Origin of the sequence: Pseudomonas aegrilactucae (genome assembly GCF_019168305.1) — a bacterium.
GTDB lineage: Bacteria > Pseudomonadota > Gammaproteobacteria > Pseudomonadales > Pseudomonadaceae > Aquipseudomonas > Aquipseudomonas aegrilactucae.
This window is the reverse complement of the sequence record NZ_JAHTBI010000023.1, coordinates 1-17,845: the sequence shown is the minus strand read 5'-3', so window position 1 is coordinate 17,845 and position 17,845 is coordinate 1. Positions and strand designations below refer to the sequence as shown.

General features: G+C 63.8%; 19 protein-coding genes and 1 pseudogene. 16 read left to right on the top strand and 4 right to left on the bottom strand.

What is annotated here, in order from left to right; genetic code table 11:
* Positions 1-51: 51 nt before the first annotated feature.
* From KUO17_RS07425 to KUO17_RS07395, 7 genes are all read left to right on the top strand, one after another.
* Positions 52-639, top strand: a complete 588-nt coding sequence (locus KUO17_RS07425) for an amino acid synthesis family protein (RefSeq protein WP_217974677.1) — start codon at positions 52-54, stop codon at positions 637-639.
* 29 nt (positions 640-668) lie between these two features.
* Positions 669-1,499: an alpha/beta fold hydrolase gene (locus tag KUO17_RS07420; RefSeq protein WP_217974675.1), complete on the top strand. Its 831-nt coding sequence runs from the start codon at positions 669-671 to the stop codon at positions 1,497-1,499.
* On the top strand, positions 1,496-2,974 hold the full coding sequence (locus KUO17_RS07415; protein WP_217974673.1) for an aldehyde dehydrogenase: 1,479 nt from the start codon (positions 1,496-1,498) through the stop codon (positions 2,972-2,974). The genes KUO17_RS07420 and KUO17_RS07415 overlap by 4 nt, the downstream gene beginning before the upstream one ends.
* A 12-nt stretch (positions 2,975-2,986) precedes the next feature.
* Positions 2,987-3,472 carry a flavin reductase family protein gene (locus KUO17_RS07410; RefSeq protein ID WP_163946788.1) on the top strand — a complete coding sequence of 162 codons (486 nt, stop codon included), beginning with the start codon at positions 2,987-2,989 and terminating at the stop codon, positions 3,470-3,472.
* A gap of 66 nt (positions 3,473-3,538) precedes the next feature.
* The gene (locus KUO17_RS07405) at positions 3,539-3,928 is read left to right on the top strand and encodes a carboxymuconolactone decarboxylase family protein (protein ID WP_217974671.1); all 390 of its coding nucleotides are present in this window, start codon (positions 3,539-3,541) and stop codon (positions 3,926-3,928) included.
* A 47-nt stretch (positions 3,929-3,975) separates the two neighbouring features.
* Entirely contained in the window at positions 3,976-4,728 is a 753-nt protein-coding gene (locus tag KUO17_RS07400) for a GntR family transcriptional regulator (RefSeq protein WP_217974668.1), read from the top strand.
* A gap of 2 nt (positions 4,729-4,730) precedes the next feature.
* Positions 4,731-5,294 (top strand): NUDIX hydrolase, encoded by a 564-nt coding sequence (locus KUO17_RS07395; RefSeq protein ID WP_217974666.1) that lies wholly within the window; start codon positions 4,731-4,733, stop codon positions 5,292-5,294.
* Positions 5,295-5,306: 12 nt separating this feature from the next.
* On the opposite strand, the gene KUO17_RS07390 is transcribed toward KUO17_RS07395, so the two are convergent.
* Positions 5,307-5,600 (bottom strand): DUF1330 domain-containing protein, encoded by a 294-nt coding sequence (locus KUO17_RS07390; protein ID WP_217974664.1) that lies wholly within the window; start codon positions 5,598-5,600, stop codon positions 5,307-5,309.
* A 64-nt stretch (positions 5,601-5,664) separates the two neighbouring features.
* Here KUO17_RS07390 and ribBA point away from each other — a divergent pair, with 64 nt between their 5' ends.
* The 6 genes from ribBA to KUO17_RS07360 all read left to right on the top strand — a co-directional run bounded on the left by ribBA (position 5,665) and on the right by KUO17_RS07360 (position 11,673).
* Positions 5,665-6,774 carry a bifunctional 3,4-dihydroxy-2-butanone-4-phosphate synthase/GTP cyclohydrolase II gene (gene ribBA / locus KUO17_RS07385; RefSeq protein ID WP_217974662.1) on the top strand — a complete coding sequence of 370 codons (1,110 nt, stop codon included), beginning with the start codon at positions 5,665-5,667 and terminating at the stop codon, positions 6,772-6,774.
* A 237-nt stretch (positions 6,775-7,011) separates the two neighbouring features.
* Positions 7,012-8,037, top strand: a complete 1,026-nt coding sequence (locus KUO17_RS07380) for an ABC transporter substrate-binding protein (RefSeq protein ID WP_217974660.1) — start codon at positions 7,012-7,014, stop codon at positions 8,035-8,037.
* The gene (locus tag KUO17_RS07375; protein ID WP_217974658.1) at positions 8,022-8,960 is read left to right on the top strand and encodes an ABC transporter permease; all 939 of its coding nucleotides are present in this window, start codon (positions 8,022-8,024) and stop codon (positions 8,958-8,960) included. The genes KUO17_RS07380 and KUO17_RS07375 overlap by 16 nt, the downstream gene beginning before the upstream one ends.
* A 6-nt stretch (positions 8,961-8,966) precedes the next feature.
* Positions 8,967-9,776, top strand: coding sequence for an ABC transporter permease (locus KUO17_RS07370; RefSeq protein WP_217974656.1), 810 nt, complete (start codon positions 8,967-8,969; stop codon positions 9,774-9,776).
* Positions 9,777-9,793: 17 nt separating this feature from the next.
* Positions 9,794-10,951 (top strand): ABC transporter ATP-binding protein, encoded by a 1,158-nt coding sequence (locus KUO17_RS07365; RefSeq protein WP_217974654.1) that lies wholly within the window; start codon positions 9,794-9,796, stop codon positions 10,949-10,951.
* Between the two features lie 92 nt (positions 10,952-11,043).
* Positions 11,044-11,673: an START domain-containing protein gene (locus tag KUO17_RS07360; protein ID WP_217974652.1), complete on the top strand. Its 630-nt coding sequence runs from the start codon at positions 11,044-11,046 to the stop codon at positions 11,671-11,673.
* Between the two features lie 15 nt (positions 11,674-11,688).
* Here the strand turns inward: KUO17_RS07360 and KUO17_RS07355 are convergent, their stop codons facing one another.
* Entirely contained in the window at positions 11,689-13,095 is a 1,407-nt protein-coding gene (locus KUO17_RS07355) for a purine-cytosine permease family protein (protein ID WP_217974650.1), read from the bottom strand.
* A 325-nt stretch (positions 13,096-13,420) separates the two neighbouring features.
* Between KUO17_RS07355 and KUO17_RS07350 the strand changes: the two genes are divergently transcribed.
* Positions 13,421-13,906 carry a flavin reductase family protein gene (locus KUO17_RS07350; protein WP_217974648.1) on the top strand — a complete coding sequence of 162 codons (486 nt, stop codon included), beginning with the start codon at positions 13,421-13,423 and terminating at the stop codon, positions 13,904-13,906.
* 218 nt (positions 13,907-14,124) lie between these two features.
* Here the strand turns inward: KUO17_RS07350 and KUO17_RS07345 are convergent.
* Positions 14,125-14,580 (bottom strand): annotated as a pseudogene (locus KUO17_RS07345) (methyl-accepting chemotaxis protein); the annotation flags it as partial.
* A 117-nt stretch (positions 14,581-14,697) separates the two neighbouring features.
* Between KUO17_RS07345 and KUO17_RS07340 the strand changes: the two are divergent.
* Positions 14,698-15,741, top strand: coding sequence for an LLM class flavin-dependent oxidoreductase (locus tag KUO17_RS07340; RefSeq protein ID WP_217974646.1), 1,044 nt, complete (start codon positions 14,698-14,700; stop codon positions 15,739-15,741).
* Between the two features lie 186 nt (positions 15,742-15,927).
* Complete coding sequence (locus KUO17_RS07335; protein ID WP_217974644.1) at positions 15,928-16,764, top strand: bifunctional allantoicase/(S)-ureidoglycine aminohydrolase; 837 nt, start codon at positions 15,928-15,930, stop codon at positions 16,762-16,764.
* Positions 16,765-16,811: 47 nt separating this feature from the next.
* Here KUO17_RS07335 and KUO17_RS07330 read toward each other — a convergent pair whose 3' ends face one another.
* Positions 16,812-17,684: a LysR substrate-binding domain-containing protein gene (locus KUO17_RS07330; protein ID WP_217974642.1), complete on the bottom strand. Its 873-nt coding sequence runs from the start codon at positions 17,682-17,684 to the stop codon at positions 16,812-16,814.
* Positions 17,685-17,845: the final 161 nt, after the last annotated feature.

Below are 17,845 nucleotides of genomic sequence, written 5' to 3'. Positions count from 1 at the left end.
ATGGTATACCATCATACGCACAGACCCCTTATCCCTCAGACGGAGCAGCTCATGAGTTTCGAAATTCGCAAGATCGTCAGCTATGTCGAAGAAACCTTCATCGAGGGCGGCAAGGCCGCCGACAAGCCGGTGACCATGGTGGGCCTGGCAGTGGTGATCAAGAACCCATGGCTGAACGGTTTCGTCGACGACCTCAAGCCCGAGATCCGCGCCAACTGCTCCGACCTGGGTGCACTGATGGTCGAACGCCTGGTGGGCATCATCGGCGGCGCCGACAAGATCCAAGCCTACGGCAAGGCTGCCGTGGTGGGCGCCGACGGCGAGATCGAACACGCCTCGGCGGTGATCCACACCCTGCGCTTCGGCAACCATTACCGTGAAGCGGTCAAGGCCAAGAGCTACCTGAGCTTCACCAACAAGCGCGGCGGCCCGGGCACCTCGATCCAGATCCCGATGATGCACAAGGACGACGAAGGCCTGCGCTCGCACTACATCACCCTGGAAATGAAGATCGAAGACGCCCCGCGTGCCGACGAAATCGTCGTGGTACTGGGGTGCGCCGACGGTGGCCGCCTGCACCCGCGCATCGGTAACCGCTACATCGATCTGGAAGAACTGGCTGCCGAAAAAGCCCAGTAATAACAACAACGGCATTGCAGGAGCGCTCCATGATTCGGCTCACCGCTGAACGCACCCCGGCTGGCACCAGTTACCTGGCGACCGGCCAAGGCCAGACCGTGGTCTTGATCCACGGCGTGGGCCTGAACAAAGAAATGTGGGGCGGGCAGATCGTCGGCCTGGCCACGCACTACCGCGTGGTCGCCTACGACATGCTCGGCCACGGCGACAGCCCGCGCCCGGCCCCCGGCACCGGCCTGCTCGGCTACGCCGACCAGTTGCTGGAGCTGCTGGAGCACCTGCAAGTGCCGCACGCCACGGTGATCGGCTTTTCCATGGGCGGCCTGGTGGCGCGCGCCTTCGCCCTGCACTATCCCGAGCGCCTGCAAGGGCTGGTGGTGCTCAACAGCGTGTTCAACCGCAGCCCCGAGCAGCGTGAAGGCGTGATCGCCCGCACCGCCCAGGCCGCCGAACACGGGCCCGACGCGAATGCCGAAGCCGCCCTGTCGCGCTGGTTCAGCCGCGAGTACCAGGCGGCCAACCCGGCGCAGATCGCCGCCATCCGCCAGACCCTGGCCGGCAACGATCCGCAGGGCTACCTGACCACCTATGAACTGTTCGCCACACAAGACATGTACCGCGCCGACGACCTGGGCAGCATCCAGGTGCCGACGCTGATCGCCACCGGCGAGCTGGACCCGGGCTCGACCCCGCAGATGGCCCGGCAGTTGGCCGAGCGCATTCCGGGCGCCCAGGTGGCGATCCTTGAGGAGCAACGGCATATGATGCCGGTAGAGTCGCCTCGCCTGGTCAACCAGGTGCTGCTGAGCTTCCTCGACAACGCGCAGAAACAACAGCTGATCAAGGGGATTGTGGCATGACACTCGCACGCTTCCAGATGTGCATCGACGGCCAATGGGTCGATGCCCTCAGCGGCAAGACCTTCGAAAGCCTCAACCCGGCCCTGGCCGAACCCTGGGCGGTGCTGCCCGATGCCGGCGAAGAGGATGTGGAGCGCGCCGTGCAGGCCGCCCAGGCCGCCTTCGAAAACCCGGCCTGGCGTGGCCTGAGCGCCACCGCACGGGGCAAACTGCTGCGCCGCCTGGGCGACCTGATCGCCGAGAACAAGGAGCACCTGGCCCAGCTGGAAAGCCGTGACAACGGCAAGCTGATCCGCGAAACCCGCGGCCAGGTCGGCTACCTGCCAGAGTTTTTCCACTACACCGCAGGCCTTGCCGACAAGCTCGAAGGCGGTACCCTGCCGCTGGACAAGCCCGACCTGTTCGCCTACACCGTGCACGAGCCGATGGGCGTGGTGGCCGGGATCATCCCCTGGAACAGCCCGCTGTACCTGACCGCGATCAAGCTGGCCCCGGCCCTGGCGGCCGGCAACACCATCGTGCTCAAGCCATCCGAACACGCTTCGGCAACCCTTCTGGAACTGGCACGCCTGGCCCTTGAAGCGGGCATCCCGGCCGGTGTGGTCAACGTGGTGACCGGCTACGGCCCCAGCACCGGCGCCGCCCTGACCCGCCACCCGCTGGTACGCAAGATCGCCTTCACCGGCGGCGCGGCCACCGCGCGCCATGTGGTGCGCAGCAGCGCCGAGAACTTCGCCAAGCTGTCGCTGGAGCTGGGCGGCAAGTCGCCCAACATCATCTTTGCCGATGCCGACCTGGACAGCGCGATCAATGGCGCCATCGCCGGTATCTATGCCGCTTCCGGGCAAAGCTGCGTATCGGGCTCGCGCCTGCTGGTACAGGACGAGATCTACGACGAATTCGTCGAACGCCTGGTCGAACGCGCCCAGCGCATCCGTATCGGCAACCCGCAGGACGACAGCAGCGAGATGGGCCCGATGGCCACCGCGCAGCAACTGGCCGTGGTCGAAGGCCTGGTCGCCGACGCGCTGGCCGAAGGTGCGCGCCTGCGCATGGGCGGCAAGCGTGCGGACATCGGCAGCGGCTGGTTCTACGAGCCGACCCTGTTCGAGTGCGACAGCAACTCGATGAAGATCATGCAGGAAGAAGTATTCGGCCCGGTGGCCTCGGTGATCCGCTTCAAGGACGAGGCCCAGGCGCTGGCCATCGCCAACGACTCGCAGTTCGGCCTGGCGGCCGGCATCTGGACCCGCGACCTGGGCCGTGCCCACCGCCTGGCCCGTGACGTGCGCTCGGGGATCATCTGGGTCAATACTTACCGTGCGGTCTCGGCCATGGCCCCGATCGGCGGTTTCAAGAACAGCGGCTACGGTCGCGAGAGCGGCATCGATTCGGTGCTGGCCTATACCGAACTCAAGACGGTGTGGATCAACCTCTCGCAAGCGCCCATGCCCGACCCGTTCGTGATGCGATAGGAGACCTGAACAATGATCGAACCCGGCATTTACAAAGAAGTCATGGGCTCCTTCCCGTCCGGTGTCACGGTGGTCACCACCCTGGACCCGGACGGCGAGATCGTCGGCATCACCGCCAGCGCGTTCAGCGCGCTGTCGATCGACCCGGCGCTGGTGCTGTTCTGCCCCAACTATGCCTCCGACACCTACCCGATCCTGCGTGACAGCAAGCAGTTTGCGATCCACCTGCTGTCGGCCGACCAGACCGCCGAGGCCTACGCCTTCGCCGGCAAGGGCAAAGACAAGGCCAAGGGCATCGAGTGGCACCTGAGCGAGCTGGGCAACCCGCTGCTGGCCAAGGCCACCGCGATCATCGAGTGCGAGCTGTGGCGTGAGTACGACGGCGGCGATCACGCGATCATCGTCGGCGCAGTGAAGCACCTGATCCTGCCCGAGCAGGCGGTCACGCCGATGGTGTACCACAAGGGCAAGCTGGGCGCGCTGCCCACCCTGGCCTGACAACTTTTTACGGGGCCGTGCGCTACCCCCCTCGGTAGCGGCCCCTTTTTTATTCAGGGAGCCGACATGAGCAACGAGAAATACGAAAAAGGCCTGGCGATCCGCACCCAGGTGCTGGGCGAGGCCTACGTGCAACGGTCGATCGAGAATGCCGACGACTTCACCCGCCCCCTGCAGGAGATGGTCACCGAGTACTGCTGGGGCCACGTATGGGGCCGTGAGGGTTTGTCGCTTAAAGAGCGCAGCATGATAAACTTGGCCATGATTTCGGCCCTCAATCGGCCCCATGAACTCAAGCTGCACGTACGTGGCGCATTGCGTAATGGGCTCAGCCGTGAACAAATACGCGAAATTCTGCTTCAGGTCGGCATTTACTGCGGTGTACCCGCCGCCGTAGACAGCTTCCGGCTTGCCCGCGAAGCCTTCGCCGAAGCCGATGCAGAGGCCTCCAGTTAAACCTGGGCTGCTCTTGTCGCCAGGACAGCCCACTCAGAGCAGAACCCATGAAACGCCTGCCACTCGACGACAGCTTCAAGGTCAACCGCAACCCCGTTACCCTGCGCGAAATCGTGCTGGATAAACTGCGAAGCGCCATCATGAATTTCCAGCTCCTGCCAGGCGATCGCCTGGTTGAACGCGACCTGTGCGACCGTCTTGGCGTAAGCCGCACCTCGGTGCGTGAAGCGCTGCGTCACCTGGAGTCCGAAGGCCTGGTGGAGTTCGCCGATGCCAAGGGCCCACGGGTGGCCATCATCACGCTCGAAGACGCCGGCGATATCTACGAGCTGCGCTGTGTGCTCGAAGGCCTGATCGTGCAGCTGTTCACCCTGCGCGCCAAGGCCAAGGACATCAAGGCCCTGGAAAAAGCCCTGGAAGAGAACCGCAAGGCGCTCACCGAAGGCGAGCTGCAGCAGGTGATCGACTCGGTACAGGGCTTCTACGACGTGCTGCTCGAAGGCTCCGGCAACCACGTGGCAGCCACCCAGCTGCGCCAGTTGCAGGCGCGCATCAGCTACCTGCGCGCCACCTCGGTCTCGCAGGAGAACCGCCGCGGCACCAGCAACCAGGAAATGGAACGCATCGTCGCCGCGATCAAGAGCGGCGACCCGCTGGCCGCGCACCAGGCGTCGGTCGACCACGTACGCGCCGCCGCCAAGGTGGCCCTGGAGTACCTCAAGCGCAAGCAGGAAGACGCCGGCCAGATCCCCGAGATCACCGCCCCCATCGCCCTCAAAGAACCGCGCATAGGCCGCTGACCATGGCCGCCCCGCGCTTTTGCCCCAGCTGCGGCGGCAGCGACCTCGATCGCCGCCAACCGCCGGGCGATACCCATGAGCGCCTGATGTGCGGCGGCTGCGGCTACATCCACTACATCAACCCCAAGATCATTGCCGGCTGCATCATCGAGCAGGACGGCAAGTACCTTTTGTGCCAGCGCGCCATCCCGCCGCGCCCCGGCACCTGGACCCTGCCGGCCGGCTTCATGGAAGCCAACGAGACCACCGAGCAGGCGGCCCTGCGCGAGGTGTGGGAAGAGAGCGGCGTGCGCGCCGAGATCCACTCGCCCTACTCGATCTTCAGCGTGCCGGCGATCAGCGAGGTGTACATCATCTACCGCGCCACCGCGCTGGAAGTCACCGGCCTGTTCGGCCCGGAAACCCTCGCCTACCAATTCTTCGCCCCTGAAGACATCCCGTGGGACACCATCTACTACCCGGCGATCCGGCAGATCCTCGAGCGCTACATCGAGGAACGCCAGGCCGGGGTGTACGGCATCTACATCGGCAGCGACGACACCGGCAAGATCCACTTCATCCGCTGATCGCCGCCGCCCTCACGCGTCGAAACCCTCGACGATAATGACCTCAGCGCGTGCCACGCCTGCGCGGTGGCTCTTGGCGTGCTGGTACTCGGGCGAGTGGTAGCAGGCCACGGCCTGGTCGTACGAATCGAACTCGATGACCACGCTGCGCTGCGGGGTGTCGCGCCCTTCCAGCGCCTGGCTCTTGCCGCCACGGGCCAGAAAGCGCCCGCCGTATTTGACGAACGCCGCTGGCGCACGCGATGTGTATTGGCTGTAGGCATCGGCATCGCTGACGTCTACGTGGGCAATCCAGTAAGCCTTCATTCGCACCTCCTCAGTTGTTATGTATTATGGTATACCATAATTTTTCCAACACGAGCACTGCACCATGGCCTTCAACAGCATCGAAGAAATCATTGAAGACTACCGCCAGGGCAAGATGGTCTTGCTGGTCGACGACGAGGACCGCGAAAACGAGGGCGACCTGCTGCTGGCCGCCGACTGTTGCGATGCCCAGGCCATCAGCTTCATGGCCCGCGAGGCGCGTGGGCTGATCTGCCTGACCCTGACCGACGAGCACTGCCAGCGCCTGGGCCTGGAGCAGATGGTACCCAGCAACGGCAGCGTGTTCAGCACCGCCTTCACGGTATCTATCGAAGCAGCCAGCGGTGTCACCACCGGCATTTCAGCCGCCGACCGTGCGCGCACCGTGGCCGCCGCGGTAGCCGCCGATGCCGGCTCGGATGACCTGGTGCAACCGGGGCATATCTTCCCGCTGCGGGCCAAGGAAGGCGGCGTACTGACCCGCGCCGGGCACACCGAGGCCGGCTGCGACCTGGCACGCCTGGCCGGCTTCACCCCGGCCTCGGTGATCGTCGAAGTGATGAACGATGACGGCACCATGGCCCGGCGCCCGGACCTGGAAGTGTTCGCGCGCCGCCATGGCATCAAGATCGGCACCATCGCCGACCTCATCCATTACCGCCTGAGCACCGAGCACACCGTGGCGCGCATCGGCGAACGCGAACTGCCGACGGTGCACGGCACTTTCCGCCTGGTCACCTATGAAGACCGCATCGAAGGCGGCGTGCACATGGCCATGGTAATGGGCACCCTGCGCCCCGAAGAGCCCACCCTGGTACGCGTGCACGTGATCGACCCGCTGCGCGACCTGGTCGGCGCCGAGTACAACGGCCCCAGCAACTGGACGCTGTGGGCGGCGCTGCAGAAAGTCGCCGAGCACGGCCATGGCGTGGTGGTGGTGCTGGCCAACCATGAATCCTCCCAGGCGCTGCTTGAGCGCGTACCGCAGCTTACCCAGCCACCGCGCCAGTACAGCCGCTCGCAGTCGCGCATCTATTCGGAGGTGGGCACCGGGGCACAGATACTGCAAGACCTGGGCGTAGGCAAGCTGCGCCACCTGGGCCCGCCGCTCAAATACGCTGGCCTGACCGGCTACAACCTGGAGGTGGTTGAAAGTATTCCGTTTTCTGCCTGATCCGGTAAAACCGCGCCAGGCTGACACTTGACTGGCCGGATAACCGGTACGGCAAAGTGCTTGCACAATGCTTGGAATACCATAATATGATATTCCGTAGACCGAACATTTTTACCAGCGGCGCCCGCCAGGGACGGCACAACAACAGCCCCTGGCACGGTCGCCGTTAGGACCTACTGCTCCCGATAGGCGGGCGACAACAGCCCGCTCAAAAACACAACAAATGAGGGCGTGAACATGGTGTTGAAAAAACGTGCAACGGCATTACTGGTCGCCGGCCTGCTCACGGCAGCCAGCACCGTCGTGTCGGCAGCCGAGAGCGTCAACTTCGTCAGCTGGGGCGGCAGCACCCAGGATGCGCAGAAGCAGGCCTGGGCCGATCCGTTCACGAAGAGCAGCGGTATCACCGTGGTGCAGGACGGCCCCACCGACTACGGCAAGCTCAAGGCCATGGTCGAGAGCGGCAACGTGCAGTGGGACGTGGTCGACGTGGAGGCAGACTTTGCCTTGCGCGCCGCCGCCGAAGGCCTGCTCGAACCCCTGGACTTCAACACCATCCAACGCGACAAGCTCGACCCGCGTTTCGTCTCCGACCACGGCGTGGGCTCGTTCTTCTTCTCCTTCGTGCTCGGCTACAACGAAGGCAAGCTGGGCGCCAGCAAGCCGGTGGACTGGAGCGCGCTGTTCGACACCAAGACCTTCCCTGGCAAGCGTGCGCTGTACAAATGGCCCAGCCCGGGCGTGCTGGAACTGGCCCTGCTGGCCGACGGCGTAGCCGCCGACAAGCTCTACCCGCTGGACCTGGACCGCGCCTTCAAGAAGCTCGACACCATCAAGAAAGACATCGTGTGGTGGGGCGGCGGCGCGCAATCCCAGCAACTGCTGGCCTCGGGTGAAGCCAGCCTTGGGCAGTTCTGGAACGGTCGCATCTACGCCCTGCAACAGGACGGCGCGCCGGTGGGCGTGAGCTGGAAGCAGAACCTGGTCATGGCCGATTTCCTGGTCATCCCCAAGGGCGCGAAAAACAAGGACGCGGCGATGAAGTTCCTGGCCAATGCCAGCAGTGCCAAGGGTCAGGCCGACTTCTCCAACCTGACCGCCTACGCCCCGGTCAACCTCGACAGCGTGGCGCGCCTGGACTCGGTGCTGGCGCCTAACCTGCCAACGGCTTACGCCAAGGATCAGATCACTCTCGACTTCGCGTACTGGGCCAAGAACGGTCCGGCCATCGCGACACGGTGGAACGAATGGCTGGTCAAATAAAAATGGCGGCGACCCCATCCCGTCACCCAGGCCCGACCGGGAGCGCCGCTGGCACTGCCGGCCCGGCCGCCCCTACCACACCGTCCCTGGCGCAGCGCTGGCGCGGCGCCGGCAACCTGCTGCCGGCGCTGCTGTTCCTCGGCCTGTTCTTCCTCGCCCCGCTGATCGGCCTGCTGCTGCGCGGCGTGCTGGAACCGGTGCCGGGGCTGGGCAACTACGAACAGCTGTTCGCCAACTCGGCGTATGCGCGGGTGCTGCTCAACACCTTCTCGGTGGCCGGCCTGGTGACCCTGTTCAGCCTGCTGCTGGGCTTCCCGCTGGCCTGGGCGATCACCCTGGTACCGCGTGGCTGGGGCCGCTGGATCCTCAACATCGTGCTGCTGTCGATGTGGACCAGCCTGCTGGCGCGCACCTACTCCTGGCTGGTACTGCTGCAGGCTTCCGGGGTGATCAACAAGGCGCTGATGGCCATGGGCATCATCGACCAGCCGCTGGAGATGGTGCACAACCTCACGGGCGTGGTGATCGGCATGAGCTACATCATGATCCCGTTCATCGTGCTGCCGCTGCAGGCGACCATGCAGGCCATCGACCCGATGATCCTGCAGGCCGGCTCCATCTGTGGCGCCAGCCCGTGGACCAACTTCTTCCGGGTGTTCCTGCCGCTGTGCCGGCCGGGGCTGTTCTCGGGCGGGCTGATGGTGTTCGTGATGTCGCTCGGTTACTACGTCACCCCGGCGCTGCTGGGCGGGGCGCAGAACATGATGCTGCCGGAGTTCATCATCCAGCAGGTGCAATCGTTCCTCAACTGGGGCCTGGCCAGTGCCGGCGCCGCGTTGCTGATCGTGATCACCCTGGTGCTGTTCTACTTCTACCTGAAGCTTCAACCGGAATCCCCGGTTGGCGCCAGTAACGCGAGGTAAGCGCTCATGCTCCTGACTCCCAATGCGATGAGCCGGCGCATGCGTTTCGGCCTGTACGCCACCACCGGGTTGATCGGCCTTTTCCTGCTGCTGCCGATCGTGTTCATCGTGCTGCTGTCGTTCGGTTCGTCCCAGTGGCTGGTGTTCCCGCCACCGGGCTGGACGCTCAAATGGTACGGGCAGTTCTTCTCCAACCCCGACTGGATGAGCGCGGCCATGGCCAGCCTCAAGGTCGCCGTGCTGACCACCGTGTGTGCGGTGGCGCTGGGCCTGCCGACTGCCTTCGCGCTGGTGCGCGGGCGCTTCCCGGGGCGCGAGATGCTCTACGGGCTGTTCACCCTGCCGATGATCGTGCCACTGGTGATCATCGCGGTAGCGGTGTACGCACTGTTTCTCAAGCTCGGCTACACCGGCACGATGTTCGCTTTCGTGGTCAGCCACGTGATCGTCGCCCTGCCCTTCACCATCATCTCGATCATCAACTCGCTCAAGCTGTTCGACCAGTCGATCGAGGATGCGGCGGTGATCTGCGGTGCCTCGCGTTTGCAGGCAGTGTTCAAGGTGACCTTCCCGGCGATACGCCCGGGGATGGTGGCCGGTGCGCTGTTTGCGTTCCTGGTGTCGTGGGACGAGGTGGTGCTGAGCGTGATGATGGCCAGCCCGACGCTGCAGACCCTGCCGGTAAAGATGTGGACCACCCTGCGCCAGGACCTGACCCCGGTGATCGCCGTCGCGTCGACGTTGCTGATCGGCCTGTCGGTGCTGGTGATGATTATTGCCGCTGCCCTGCGCCGGCGCACTGAAACCAGCGCCTGAGCGCCGAGGAATACGACATGAGTGCCGTGATCAAAGACCCAGCGCAGCAACCAGGCAACCCGCCCCTGGTGAGCCTGCGCAACCTGAACAAGCACTACGGCGACTTTGCTGCCGTGGACAACATCTCGCTGGACATCCAGGACGGCGAGTTCCTGACCTTCCTGGGCTCCAGCGGCTCGGGCAAGAGCACCACGCTGTCGATGCTGGCCGGGTTCGAAACCCCCAGCAGCGGCGAGATCCTGGTCAATGGCCAGTCGCTGGTCAACGTGCCACCGCACAAGCGTGACATCGGCATGGTGTTCCAGCGTTACTCGCTGTTCCCGCACCTGTCGGTGCGCGACAACATCGCCTTCCCGCTGGCCATTCGCAAGCTGGCGGCGGCCGAGCGTGCTCGCCGGGTGGAGGCGATGCTCAAGCTGGTGCAACTGGAGTCGTTCGCCCATCGTCGCCCTTCGCAGTTGTCCGGTGGCCAGCAGCAGCGCGTGGCGATTGCCCGTGCGCTGGTGTACGAGCCGCGCATCCTGCTGATGGACGAACCGCTGGGGGCGCTGGACAAGAAACTGCGTGAAGACCTGCAGGACGAACTGCGCCAGCTGCACCGGCGCCTGGGCATCACCATCGTCTACGTGACCCATGACCAGGAAGAGGCGATGCGCCTGTCGCAGCGCATTGCGATCTTCAGCCATGGCAAGATCGTCGGGCTGGGCAGTGGTTATGACCTGTACCAGAACCCGCCGAATGCATTCGTGGCCTCGTTCCTGGGCAACTCCAACTTCCTGCGCTTGCGCGCTGTGGGCAATGCGGTGGCGATATTCGAAGGGCAGACGTTGTCGATTCGGCTGACCTCGGGATTGCAGAACGATCAGGACGTGCTGTTGATGGTGCGCCCGGAAAAGGCCTTGGCGTTGAGTGTTGCCCAGGCACAGGCCGAGCCGTTGGCGGCGGGCTGGAACGAGGTATCGGCCAAGGTGGCCGAAGTGTTGTTCCTGGGCGAGAGCCAGACCTGCAGCGTGGTGACCAGTGGCGGTACGGCGATGACCGTGAAGGCGCTGTCGGCGGCGGGCATGCCGCTCAAGGCGGGTGACGAGGTACGGGTGCGCTGGGCCACGGCCGATGCGTGCTTGTACACCGAGTGGGCCGAGAGTGACTTGAACAAGGCGGCTGGAGCGCATTGATGCGCTAGCCGTTCGGGCCCCTTCGCCGGCATTGCCGGCGAAGCGCTTAAATCACCTATGCTCTGTGGACCCTCACCGCAGAGCTTCCCCTCATGAAATTCCTCTGCCTTTCTCTGGCCCTGCTCTGCACCCCCACCCTCGCCGATACCTGGCACCTGGCCCACGACGAAGACGGCATCCAGGTCTACCTCGATGACGTGCCCGGCTCCACCTACCAGCGCTTTCGCGGCGTAGCCACGATCAACGCCGATGTCCGCACCCTGGTCGACCTGCAGGAGAACCTGCGCGTGGCCTGCAAATGGCTGTACGCCTGCGCGGACATGCGCCTGCTAAAGGTCGAGGGCGACAGCACCTGGGTCTACCTGAGCACCGCCCTGCCCTGGCCCGCCACTACCCGCGATATCGTGCTGCAGGTACAGACCGAACGCCTGGACGACGGCACGCTGCTGCGCCACCTGCGCGCCGTGCCGGGCATGGTGCAGCACGTACCCGGACAGATCCGTGTACGTCAGCTGGAAGGGGAATGGCGCATGGTGCCAAAAGGCGAGAGGGTCACCGAAGTGACGTACCAGCTCCAGGCGGAGCCGGCAGGGGATATTCCAGCGTGGCTGGCGAATCGGTTCGTGATCGATGCGCCGGTGGTGACGCTCAGGACCCTGCGCGCCGTGGCCGAACGGCAAGGCATGCACCCTGCGACGGCCGACGGCGATAGTGCACAATAATCAATCGATCACTGATCAGTCGGTGTAACCCAGCCTGGCCGCAGCACGCGCCTGCTGCTTGCTGCGCGTGGCCAGGCAGTAATACAGCGGGCACGTCACCAGCAACCCGAACAGCCACGACAGGTCGGCGCCTTCCACCAGGTTGGCGTACGGGCCCACATACAGCGAGGTATTGGCGAACGGCAACTGCACCAGGATGCCGATGAAGTAGGCCACGATCGCATGCATATTGAAGCGACCGTAGATCCCGCCATCCGCCGCGAAGATCGAGGTGATGTCGTACTCGCCGCGCTTGATCAGGTAGAAGTCGATCAGGTTGATCGACGCCCACGGCACCAGCACCAGCAAAAACGCCAGCACCAGGCCGATGAACTGCGAGATGAAGTCGGCCGAGGCCGCCAGCGCCACCAGGCAGCACCCCACCAGCACCACGCTCGACAGCACCACGCGCACCTTGATGCTCGGCACCCACTGGCTGGCAAAGGTCTGGATCGAGGTGATGATCGAGAGCACCGCGCCATACAGGTTCAACGCGTTGTGGCTGATGATGTTGAGCAGGAACAGCACCATCAGGATCGGCCCCAGCCAGCCGGTGGACTGCTTGACCGCGGCCATCGCCTCGGTGCCTTCCGGTGTTGCCAGCGCGGCAACCGCACCGAACACGAATGACAGGATGGTGCCCAGCGTCGCACCCAGGTAGGTGGCCAGGAACGGCCGTGCAATGCCGATATCGGCCGGCAGGTAGCGCGAGTAGTCGGACGTGTACGGCGAGAAGCTGATCTGCCAGATGATCCCCAGCGACACGGTGGCCAGCCAGCCCGACAGGTTGAAGCCGCCACGGGTGAAGAAGTCCACCGGCAACTCGTGGGCGAAGATGTAGGCAAAGCCCGCCAGCAGTGCGCCGCCCATGACCCAGGTACCGATACGGTTGAGGGTATGGATGAAGCGGTAGCCGATCACGCCGATGGCGGTGGCCGCCAGTGCGCCGATCAGGATGCTGGTGGGCACCGGTACCGAGGGCGCGACGCCAACGATCGACTTGCCCGCCAGCACGATATTGGAGATGAAGAAGCCGATGTAGATGATCGCGGCGAAGAACACGATCAGCAGGGCGCCATAGCGGCCGAACTGGCCACGGCTCTGCACCATCTGCGGGATGCCCATGCGCGGGCCCTGGGCCGACGCCAGGGCGATGACGATACCGCCGAGCATGTGCCCGAGCACGATCGCGATCAGCCCCCACAGCAGGTCGAGGTGGAACACCTGCACCACCATCGCACCGGTGACGATGGGCAGTGGCGCGATGTTGGTACTGAACCACAGGGTGAACAGATCGCGCGCCTTCCCATGGCGCTCCGCCAACGGTACGTAATCGACCGTATGGTTCTCGATCAACGGGTCTTGCCGTGACGTCTGGGACATAGTCATCAACTCGAGTTTGTCTGTTTTTATCGTTGTATGAAGCCAAACCAGGGCGCTCTGCGGCAGCCCTTAAGTGCGGACCATATTATGGTATTCCAAAACTTTGACAAGGCTGATCCGGTGATTTCATGCGCAGCTGATCCGATTTTTGCTCGAGCCAAATAATCGACTTAAACGGTTAACCTCCAGTTAGAACGGGCCTTTCAGGGCAATCAGGGCGTTGGTCGCAGATGGCCGAAAAGGCCTTGCAAAGAATGTATTACGGTATACCATCAGACCTACAAACCTGATAAAAACCGCTTCAGCGCACTTCGAGGATCGTCCAATGATCGATGCAGCCGTCTACAAACAAGTCATGGGCTCGTTCCCGTCCGGTGTCACGGTGATCACCACGCTCGATGACGACGGGCAGGTGGTGGGGCTGACGGCCAGTGCCTTCAGTTCGCTGTCGATGGAGCCGGCGCTGGTGCTGTTCTGCCCCAACTACAGTTCGGATTCGTACCCGGTGCTGATCAAGAACAAGCGCTTTGCGATTCATGTGCTGTCGGGTGTGCAGCAGAAGGAGGCCTATGCGTTTGCGCGCAAGGGCAAGGACAAGGCCGAAGGCATCGAGTGGACGCTGAGTGAGCTGGGCAACCCGCTGCTGGCCAATGCCACGGCGATCATCGAGTGCGAGCTGTGGCGCGAGTATGAAGGTGGTGATCACGCGATCATGGTGGGAGCGGTGAAGAACCTGATCGTGCCGCAGCGTGAGACCGGGCCGCTGGTGTATTGCAATGGGAAGATGGGGGCGTTGCCCGCTGTGGCCTGATCCGAATCCTGCAGTGTTGCATTCGCTGGCAAGCCCGCTGCCACAGGTACCCCACTGCCCCTGAGGCCAGTGATTGCCCTGTGGGAGCTGGCTTGCCAGCGAAGAGGCCTGCCCGGCTGGCCGATCAGGTCCTGAACCGACTCACCAGCTGATTCAACGTCTGCGACAACTGCGTCAGGTTCTGCGCATCGCCCCGCGTCGAGTCCGCCAGGTCAGCCACTCGCTGCGCATCCCCGTGAATAGGGCCGGGGGCGCGGGTCGTAGTTGCTAAGGTTGGGGTCGCCGGGCCAGAACACGTAACCGCCCTGCTCGGTGCCCAGCGACACATAGGTGTAGGCCCGGTGGCTGTTGGCAAGGCCGGCGAACAGCGTGAACAACTGCTGGTCCTGCGCCCCCATCGGCTGACTGGCCGCGTCGCTTGCCAGGTAACGCTTGAGGCTGGCATCGATACCCTTGAGCTGCGGGTGATCGGCCAGGTACGCGACGTTCTGGCTGATACCTTCGAAGAACAGTTGCATGGCGTTGTCGACCTGGCGGATCTCGCGCCCGCTGCTGTCGACGAACGTCGCCCGCGCTTCGTCGCGCACGTTGAGAATGATCAACGCCGCCACCAGGATCACCGGCAGGCTTGCGATCACTGCAAAGGCTAGGGTGAGTTTTTGTTTTATGGTCATCTAGCACGCATCCTTGTCACAAAGTGTTTGCGGATATTCCATATTATGGTATACCAATAAACCAGTAGCGCCCAGCACACGGCGGGGCTGATAACAAAAGATCCGAGGTAAGTCGCCATGAAATTTTCGTTGTTCGTGCATATGGAACGCTGGGACGAGAGCGTCAGCCATCGCCAGTTGTTCGAAGACCTGACCGAACTGACCCTCATGGCCGAAGCCGGCGGTTTCAGCACCGTGTGGATCGGCGAACACCACGCCATGGAATACACCATCTCGCCCAGCCCGATGCCGCTGCTGGCGTACCTGGCGGCCAAGACCACTACCATTCACCTGGGCGCGGGCACCATCATCGCGCCGTTCTGGCACCCGCTGCGGGTAGCCGGCGAGTGTGCGTTGCTGGACGTGATCAGCAACGGGCGCATGGAAGTGGGCCTGGCGCGTGGCGCGTATCAGGTCGAGTTCGACCGCATGGCCGGTGGCATGCCCGCTTCCAGCGGCGGCCAGGCGTTGCGTGAGATGGTGCCGGTGGTGCGTGCGCTGTGGAAAGGCGACTATGCGCATGACGGCGACATCTGGAAATTCCCCACCTCCACCAGCGTGCCCAAGCCGATCCAGCAGCCCAACCCGCCGATGTGGATTGCCGCACGCGACCCGGACTCGCACAACTTCGCCGTGGCCAATGGCTGCAACGTGATGGTGACGCCGCTGATGAAGGGCGATGAAGAGGTGCTGGACCTGAAAAACAAGTTCCAGGCCGCGCTGGACAACAACCCAGACGTGCCGCGCCCGCAACTGATGGTACTGCGTCACACCCACGTGCATGCCGAGGATGACCCTGAAGGCTGGCAGGTCGGCGCCAGGGCGATCTCGCGCTTCTACCGCACCTTCGATGCCTGGTTCGGCAACAAGACCACGCCGGTGAATGGTTTCCTGGAGCCGAGCCCTGAGTCCAAGTTCGCCGAGCGGCCGGAGTTCGAACTGGAGAACATCCACAAGAACACCATGATCGGCACGCCCGAGCAGATCATTGCGCGGATCAAGTACTACCAGGAACTGGGCGTGGACGAATTCAGCTTCTGGTGTGACAACGGGTTGTCGCATGAAGAGAAGAAGACGTCGTTGAAGCTGTTCATCGAGCAGGTAGTCCCCGCCTTCCAGTAACTGAACTGGCCTCTTCGCTGGCTTGCCAGCGACGGGGACACCCCATTCACAAACCGAATGACATGAATTTCAACATTTAATTTGTGGATGCAGCCGGTTGATCATAACGTAGCGGTGCAATCCCTGAACAGGGCCGCCCGCCGCAGGCTGGCCCGGGGGACACAACAACAAACATCGAGACTGTCCATGTCTAAAACCACTTACTTCGCCCCCCACGGCGGGCACCCGGCTCAAACCGAGATGCTGACAGACCGTGCCATGTTCACCGAAGCCTACGCGGTGATCCCCAAGGGTGTGATGCGTGACATCGTCACCAGCCACCTGCCCTTCTGGGACAAGATGCGCATGTGGGTCATCGCCCGCCCGCTGTCCGGTTTTGCCGAGACCTTCTCGCAGTACATCGTCGAAGTCGCCCCTGAAGGCGGCAGCGAGCGCCCCGAGCAGGACAAGAACGCTGAAGCGGTGCTGTTCGTGGTCGAAGGCCAGGTCGACATCACCCTGCAGGGCAAGCCGTACACCCTCAAGCCAGGCGGCTACGCGTTCATTCCGCCGGGCGCCGAGTGGAGCCTGCGCAACACCAGCGCGGCCAACGTGACCTTCCACTGGATTCGCAAGCACTACCAGGAAGTCGAAGGCCTGGAACACCCGCAGGCGTTCGTCACCAACGAGCAGGACGTGACCCCGATCCCGATGCCGGGCACCGATGGCGCCTGGGTCACCACGCGCTTCGTCGACATGGCCGACATGCGCCACGACATGCACGTCAACATCGTGACCTTCCAGCCGGGCGGCACCATTCCGTTTGCTGAAACCCACGTGATGGAGCACGGCCTGTACGTGCTGGAAGGCAAGGCGGTGTACCGCCTGAACCAGGACTGGGTCGAAGTGGAAGCCGGCGACTTCATGTGGCTGCGCGCCTTCTGCCCGCAGGCTTGCTACTCGGGCGGCCCTGGCCCGTTCCGCTACCTGCTGTACAAGGATGTGAACCGCAACGTGAACCTGACGCTGAACCCCAAGCGTTGAGGTTGTAACGGCATAGAAGAGCCCGCCTTGATGGCGGGCTTTTTCGTTTACTGGTCCAACAGCCTGGACAGCACTGCACAGAGTTGCTTGACCATCGGGTCCGCGGTCTGGCGGTGCAGGATCAGGATCTCGTAGCTGTCGATCACCGGCAGGCCGTCGCTTTCGTCGAGCACGCGGTGCTCGGCGGTGACGGCGCGTGGCGGCAGCAGGCTGATGCCCATGCCGTCCGCCACGGCCGCCTGGATGCCGCTGAGGCTGGAGCTGGTGAATGCGATGCGCCAGCGTCGGCCCAGGCTTTCCACCGCGCTGATGATTTCGTCGCGGTACAGCCCGCGTGGCGGAAAGGTCACCAGCGGGATCGGGTCCAGGGCCAGGGCGGGATTGCTCGCGCTGTCGATCCAGCGCAACTGCTCCGGCCAGCTGGCCACACCTTCGCGGCCGTTGCGGCGCTGCTTGAGCAGCACCAGGTCGAGTTCGCCATTGTCGTAGCTCTGGCTGAGGTCGCGGCACAGGCCGCTGGTGACTTCGAGCTTGACCTGCGGGTGCTTGCGGTTGAATGCCGACAGCGCGTTGGTGGTGCGCCCGCCAACGAAGTCTTCGGGCACGCCCAGGCGCAGGGTCACACCGACCGTGGCGCCGGCCAGGGCTTCAAGCATCTGGTCGTTGAGCGCGAGCATGTGGCGGGCGTAGCCGAGCAGGGTCTGGCCGGCGTCGGTGGGTAGCACTTCGCGGTTGCCGCGCTCGAGCAGGCGGTGGCCGACCATGTCCTCAAGGCGCCGGACCTTCTGGCTGATGGTCGACTGGGTGGAATGCAGGCGGGTGGCGGCGGTGGTGAAGCTGCCGCAGTCGGCCACCACCACGATGGCGCGCAGCAGGTCGAGGTCGAACAGTGATCTATTCGGTTTCAGACTGAGGGTCATGGTGGGATTCGATTTTTGAATGGGTGTGCAGGTTTCTAGCATGTGCCGGGGGGTTGGGCAATCACCTGACATTAAGTTACATCAGGGCTTGAAGGTGCATGCCTTGGATCCACCGGCGCGCTCAAGACCGTGCGCCGCCCGCGCGGCGCTTCGCTGGCAAG

Coding starts and splice junctions, on each gene's coding strand:
- KUO17_RS07425 (WP_217974677.1), top strand. CDS start 52: ATGAGTTTCGAAATTCGCAAGATCGTCAGCTATGTCGAAGAAACCTTC.
- KUO17_RS07420 (WP_217974675.1), top strand. CDS start 669: ATGATTCGGCTCACCGCTGAACGCACCCCGGCTGGCACCAGTTACCTG.
- KUO17_RS07415 (WP_217974673.1), top strand. CDS start 1,496: ATGACACTCGCACGCTTCCAGATGTGCATCGACGGCCAATGGGTCGAT.
- KUO17_RS07410 (WP_163946788.1), top strand. CDS start 2,987: ATGATCGAACCCGGCATTTACAAAGAAGTCATGGGCTCCTTCCCGTCC.
- KUO17_RS07405 (WP_217974671.1), top strand. CDS start 3,539: ATGAGCAACGAGAAATACGAAAAAGGCCTGGCGATCCGCACCCAGGTG.
- KUO17_RS07400 (WP_217974668.1), top strand. CDS start 3,976: ATGAAACGCCTGCCACTCGACGACAGCTTCAAGGTCAACCGCAACCCC.
- KUO17_RS07395 (WP_217974666.1), top strand. CDS start 4,731: ATGGCCGCCCCGCGCTTTTGCCCCAGCTGCGGCGGCAGCGACCTCGAT.
- KUO17_RS07390 (WP_217974664.1), bottom strand. CDS start 5,600: ATGAAGGCTTACTGGATTGCCCACGTAGACGTCAGCGATGCCGATGCC.
- ribBA (WP_217974662.1), top strand. CDS start 5,665: ATGGCCTTCAACAGCATCGAAGAAATCATTGAAGACTACCGCCAGGGC.
- KUO17_RS07380 (WP_217974660.1), top strand. CDS start 7,012: ATGGTGTTGAAAAAACGTGCAACGGCATTACTGGTCGCCGGCCTGCTC.
- KUO17_RS07375 (WP_217974658.1), top strand. CDS start 8,022: ATGGCTGGTCAAATAAAAATGGCGGCGACCCCATCCCGTCACCCAGGC.
- KUO17_RS07370 (WP_217974656.1), top strand. CDS start 8,967: ATGCTCCTGACTCCCAATGCGATGAGCCGGCGCATGCGTTTCGGCCTG.
- KUO17_RS07365 (WP_217974654.1), top strand. CDS start 9,794: ATGAGTGCCGTGATCAAAGACCCAGCGCAGCAACCAGGCAACCCGCCC.
- KUO17_RS07360 (WP_217974652.1), top strand. CDS start 11,044: ATGAAATTCCTCTGCCTTTCTCTGGCCCTGCTCTGCACCCCCACCCTC.
- KUO17_RS07355 (WP_217974650.1), bottom strand. CDS start 13,095: ATGTCCCAGACGTCACGGCAAGACCCGTTGATCGAGAACCATACGGTC.
- KUO17_RS07350 (WP_217974648.1), top strand. CDS start 13,421: ATGATCGATGCAGCCGTCTACAAACAAGTCATGGGCTCGTTCCCGTCC.
- KUO17_RS07340 (WP_217974646.1), top strand. CDS start 14,698: ATGAAATTTTCGTTGTTCGTGCATATGGAACGCTGGGACGAGAGCGTC.
- KUO17_RS07335 (WP_217974644.1), top strand. CDS start 15,928: ATGTCTAAAACCACTTACTTCGCCCCCCACGGCGGGCACCCGGCTCAA.
- KUO17_RS07330 (WP_217974642.1), bottom strand. CDS start 17,684: ATGACCCTCAGTCTGAAACCGAATAGATCACTGTTCGACCTCGACCTG.